The organism is Phyllobacterium sp. (genome assembly GCF_037994405.1).
Classification (GTDB): Bacteria; Pseudomonadota; Alphaproteobacteria; order Rhizobiales; family Rhizobiaceae; genus Phyllobacterium.
The window spans coordinates 1-5,100 of record NZ_JBBNAN010000519.1; the positions used below are offsets into that span (position 1 = coordinate 1).

The 5,100-nt window shown below is 58.0% G+C and carries 3 protein-coding genes and 1 pseudogene; 3 read left to right on the forward strand and 1 reads right to left on the reverse strand.

Features of this window, described 5'->3' with window-relative positions:
• Nucleotides 1–878: IS256 family transposase (locus AAAC48_RS28740; RefSeq protein ID WP_340657452.1), on the forward strand; the 878-nt coding region annotated here is incomplete at its 5' end.
• A 214-nt stretch (nt 879–1,092) separates the two neighbouring features.
• On the opposite strand, the gene AAAC48_RS28745 is transcribed toward AAAC48_RS28740, so the two are convergent.
• A complete protein-coding gene (locus AAAC48_RS28745; RefSeq protein ID WP_340657453.1) occupies nt 1,093–2,571 on the reverse strand; it encodes an arylsulfatase in 1,479 nt (492 codons plus the stop codon).
• A gap of 310 nt (nt 2,572–2,881) precedes the next feature.
• Here AAAC48_RS28745 and AAAC48_RS28750 point away from each other — a divergent pair.
• Both AAAC48_RS28750 and AAAC48_RS28755 read left to right on the forward strand, forming a co-directional pair.
• A pseudogene (locus AAAC48_RS28750) lies at nt 2,882–3,352 on the forward strand (IS630 family transposase); the annotation flags it as partial.
• A 227-nt stretch (nt 3,353–3,579) separates the two neighbouring features.
• Nucleotides 3,580–4,620, forward strand: coding sequence for an IS110 family transposase (locus AAAC48_RS28755; RefSeq protein WP_340657454.1), 1,041 nt, complete (start codon nt 3,580–3,582; stop codon nt 4,618–4,620).
• The last annotated feature ends 480 nt before the right edge of the window (nt 4,621–5,100 follow it).

The window sequence follows — 5,100 nt, forward strand, 5'->3', positions numbered from 1 at the left end:
AGGGCATCTCGACGCGTTCTGTCGACGATCTCGTCAAGGCCATGGGTATGAGCGGCATTTCCAAAAGCCAGGTGTCGCGGCTGTGCGAAGAGATCGACGTCAAGGTGAAGGCGTTCCTCGATCGCCCCATCGAGGGTGACTGGCCATACATCTGGATCGACGCCACCTACCTGAAGGTCCGTCGCGGCGGCCGCATCGTTTCCGTCGCCGTCATCATAGCCGTCGGCGTCAACACCGACGGACGACGTGAGGTTTTGGGTATGGAAGTCGGTACATCCGAAGCTGAACCGATCTGGACGGAGTTCCTGCGCAGGCTCACGCGCCGGGGCCTGCGTGGTGTGAAGCTTGTGGTCTCCGATGCCCACGAAGGGCTGAAAGCCGCCGTCACCAAGGTTCTCAGTGCCACGTGGCAGCGATGCCGGGTCCACTTCATGAGAAACGTCCTGGCGCACGCCGGAAAGAGCGGCAGGCGGGTCGTCTCCGCCTTCATCGCCACCGCCTTTGCGCAAGACACGCCCGAGACGGCAAGCACTCAGTGGCGCAGTGTCGCTGATCAGATACGCCCGAAAGTTCCCAAACTCGCCGCCATCATGGACGAGGCTGAAGAGGACGTTCTGGCCTACATGACCTTCCCGAAAGAACATCGGGCAAAGCTGCACTCGACCAATCCGATCGAGCGCCTCAACGGCGAAATCAAGCGGCGCACCGAGGTCGTCGGCATCTTCCCCAACGACGAATCCATCGTCCGCCTCGTTGGTGCATTGCTGCTGGAGCAGAATGACGAGTGGGCCGTCCAACGCGCCAGGTACATGACACTTGAGACCATGGCCCAAATGAGCGATGATCCGCAAATCAGCCTGCCGGCAGTGGCACGCTGATGTCCCTCCGGCTCTACGTCGGAAAGCACGGTTTCTAGCTGGGACCTACACCATCTCCCGGGACACGATCAAAGACCGGACGCGTCTACGACTCTATACAGGGCAGGATCGGTTATCGAGCTTCGGCTGGGAAGCTTTCGGCGCTTGGGCTATCGCGCCCGCCACGTGATTTGCCGCAGGCATGATCGCGCAAGGCCTTCGTAAAGACAGCCCGTCAGTCGGAATTCTCAAACATCATCTCCGGCGTGGAGGGCGGCGAGCCCAGCACCAGACGGATCGTATCCATGACCAGAAGTGGCGGCACGCTCTCTCTTGCAAGTTCGTCAATGCGCCCCCGCAGTTCCGCGACTTTTTCGCGGTTCTTGTCCGAAAGGTCTGTCGTTTCGGAGACATCGTTTGCAAGATCGAAGAGTTCGATCTTGCCTGGCAGCAGCGCGTGCAAATTGAGCTTCCAATCGCCCTTACGGACGGCCGCCCGGAATGGCTCTACATTGTAGACGATCTCCTTGCGCGGCGAAGCGGAGTTTTTGCTGATTGCGGGCCACGCATCGACGCCGTCCAAGAGCTTGTTTTTGCCGAGTGTTCCCTGTGCCAATCCGGCTAATGTTGGATACATGTCGACCACATGCAGCATCCCGTCGACAACGCCGGGCGTGATCCTGCCCGACCAATTGGCGAGGGCGCAGACCCGAGTGCCCCCTTCATACAGCGTACCCTTGCCGTCGCGATAGGGGCCATTGTCTGGAGGCAAGGGCCCTTTCACGACCGATTCGCCGGTGAACTTCGCCGAGCGTGTGCCGCCGTTGTCGCTGTGGAAGATGATGAGCGTGTTCTCGCGCATGCCCCGGCTTTCGAGCGCCTGCACCACCCGGCCGATCTCGTCGTCCATGGCCGTGACCATAGCTGCATAGGCGCGGCGGGATTCGTCGGCGATATGGGCATATTTGTCGAGATAATCCTTCGGCGCCTGATAGGGCGTATGCGGCGCAGTGAAGGCAAGATAGAGGAAGAGCGGCGTCTTTGGATCGTGGCCGCCGATGATCCGCGCCGCCTCGGCGCCAAAGAGTGTGGTGTCGTATCCGGCTTCTCTTACGACCTTGTTGTCGCGATACCAGTCATCAAAACCATGAGCCTGATGTTTAAAGTGGTCGATCTCGCCGACAAGCGCGCCGTAGAAGTGGTCGAAGCCGCGCTGGCGCGGCCAATATTTGCGATCGGCGTGCCCAAGATGCCACTTTCCGACCAGCGCAGTTGTATAACCGGCTTCCTTCAGCACCTGGGGCAGAAGCCATTCATCGGTGGCGAGGCCGTATTTTCCGCCGGAGGGGATGACCCCAGTCTGCAGGCCGTAGCGCAGGGGGTAGCGCCCGGTTAACAGTGCCGCCCGTGTCGGCGTGCACATCGGCTCGACATAGAACTGCTCGAGCCTGGCACCGGTTTCGGCCAGCCGGTCGATGTTGGGCGTCTTGATGTCAGAGCCATGGAATCCGACATCCTTCCAGCCAAGGTCGTCGGCGAGGATATAGATGATATGCGGCGGTTGTGTTTCGTCGGCGAAAGCAGAGGCGTTCAGGCCCGGGATAGCGGCCGCGAGGCTCACGGCGAGCATCGAGCATCCGGTCAGCAGCAAGTCGCGCCGCGAGACGCTGTGGTCGTCGTGAGATTGTCCGGCAATCGAACTGTTGAACGTCATCTCGCCCCCGCATCAGACCCAAATCTGCCACGTAGTTTACGTCGCCGACATATCGGTGGCAATTTAGCCAATAGAAGCATTTTCAACGAACGATTTCTGCTCCCTGCCGGCATTGTGTACAATGCTTGTCTACGCCCGCTTAGCGAACGGTGGATCGAGAGGACGCAGGGTCCTTACACTTCCAATTACAGTTGTTGGCGCACGATGCAGCGGAATGCCACGTGGCAGGTGAAAGTGTTGACAGGCTGCGCCATTCCGGCTGCGGGGCTATGTACCCGGCGAGATCGACCAACAGCAGTGCTCATGCGGCCGGCTTGGCTGGGCCAAGCGCGGTGAGCGTGTACACGATCATGCCCCGTTCGGTCATTGGGGAACCCAGACCTTCATCGCTGGTCTGCGCTGTGATGGGTTGGTCGCCCCTTGGGTTCTGGATGGCCCGATGAACAGGGTTGCTTTCGAAGCCTATATCGAAACCCAGCTTGCTCCGACTTTATGCAAGGGCGATATCGTCATTCTCGACAACCTGTCCTCCCATAAAAGCGCAAAGGCCGCCGAAGTATTGCGCAAACAGGGAGCTTGGTTCCTCTTCCTGCCCGCCTACAGTCCCGACCTAAACCCGATCGAAATGGCCTTTTCAAAGCTCAAGGCCCATCTCCGTCGCATCGGGGCAAGGACAATTGATGCGCTATGGCGTGCTGTTGGTGAAATCTGCCAACTCTTCGAGCCAGATGAATGCTGGAATTTCTTCAAAGCAGCCGGATACGTGAACCATATTAAATGAAAAACGCTCTAGCGTGAGGCAAGTACAAGCTTGGCGATCGATCAATAGCCATTGAGTCAGTTCGACCACAGCTCCCAAGTCATGTAGAAATAGTAGATCGCGTACCCGGCAATGCAAAGCATCCAGAGCGCGGCCGCTGTTCACTCCCCATGTTGGTGTGGACGGTCCCCGCCCCGGCAGTAAAATGCCGAATGGGGACCATCAAGACATCAACAAGGAGGCTTTCAATGGAAAGTGTTATTCGTATTGGCATGGATACATCAAAGCACGTGTTCCAACTTCACGGAGTGAATGAACGTGAACAGCCAGTTCTTCGGAGAAAATTGCGAAGGAAGGAAATGATCACCTTCTTCGAGAAGCTTCCTCCCACGGTAGTGGCAATCGAGGCGTGTGGTGGATCCCATCACTGGGCCCGCCTTTTGCAATCCTTCGGCCACGAAGTAAAACTGATCGCTCCTCAACTCGCCAAGCCTTATGTAAAACGGGGCAAGAACGATGCGGCTGACGCGGAAGCGCTATGCGAGGCGATGAGCCGACCAACCATGCGATTTGTGCCCGTAAAAACCCAGGAGCAGCAAGCCGCGCTGATGCTCCTGGGAATGCGCGATCGGCTGATCCGAACCCGCACCCAGCTCGTCAATGCGATACGGGGATATGCGACCGAGTTTGGCCTTACGGCAGCTAATGGTCTGTGCAAGATCGAACCGCTTCTCGAGCGGATTGTGGTTGATGAAACCATCCCGGAACTTGCTCGCGACCTGTTCGCTATGCAGGCGAAGGAGTATGACCGATTACAGGATGAGCTTCGGGATATAGAGGAAAAGCTGACGGCCTGGCATCGCGCCGATGAATGCAGTCAGCGTCTGCGCCAAATACCGGGTGTCGGGCCAATCGTGGCATCGCTCCTCGTCATGAAGACGCCGTCCGCCACGCTCTTCCGATCGGGACGCGACTTCGCCGCATGGATCGGGCTGACGCCCAAAGACCATTCGACGGCCGGCAAGGTGAAATTGGGCATCATAACGCGGGCAGGTGACGAAGCATTACGCAGCGCGCTGGTTGTCGGCGCAACGGCGATGCTGCGCGCTGTTCGAATGGGGCGCAGTAAGCGTGCTTCGCCGTGGCTAGTCGCTTTGCTCAAGCGCAAGCCGCCTAAGCTGGTTGCGGTCGCAGTCGCCAACAAAATCGCACGGATCGCATGGAAAATGATGACGAGCGGCGAAAGATACAAAGCCCTTGCCTCCCCGGAAAGCTTGGCAGCGGTATAGAACTCGCTCAGGCGTGGTAGCGTTATCACGCAAACGCGCTGAACCGAGGCGGAACTTGCAAGAGAAGAGCAGATGGTGTGATCGATCGATCCAAGACGCATGACACTCCGAAGATTCCATTGGCCCTCAGTGGCCGCCCCCATGTTTGGATCATGCGTCGCGGAAACCATCTTGGCCAGCGTTCATGTGCGAGCGCACCAACAGGCCGGACATATGATCGCAAGCGATCCGATCAAATTTATCCGCTCAATGCCCTTGCAATAGGGGCCCGTCCACATATGGGATCTAATTCCGTAAATTTGAATTGGTAGCCACCCGACGTGCACTTATCATTCAATTGATCCGCTGCCCTGCTTTGTGATCGAAAAGATGGATGTGGGAACTGTCGCCCTTGACGGAGATCCGATCACCGACCTGAATTTCGGTCGTTCTCGGGAATTCGACAGTGATCAATTTTTCTGTCCCGGCGTCGAGATAACC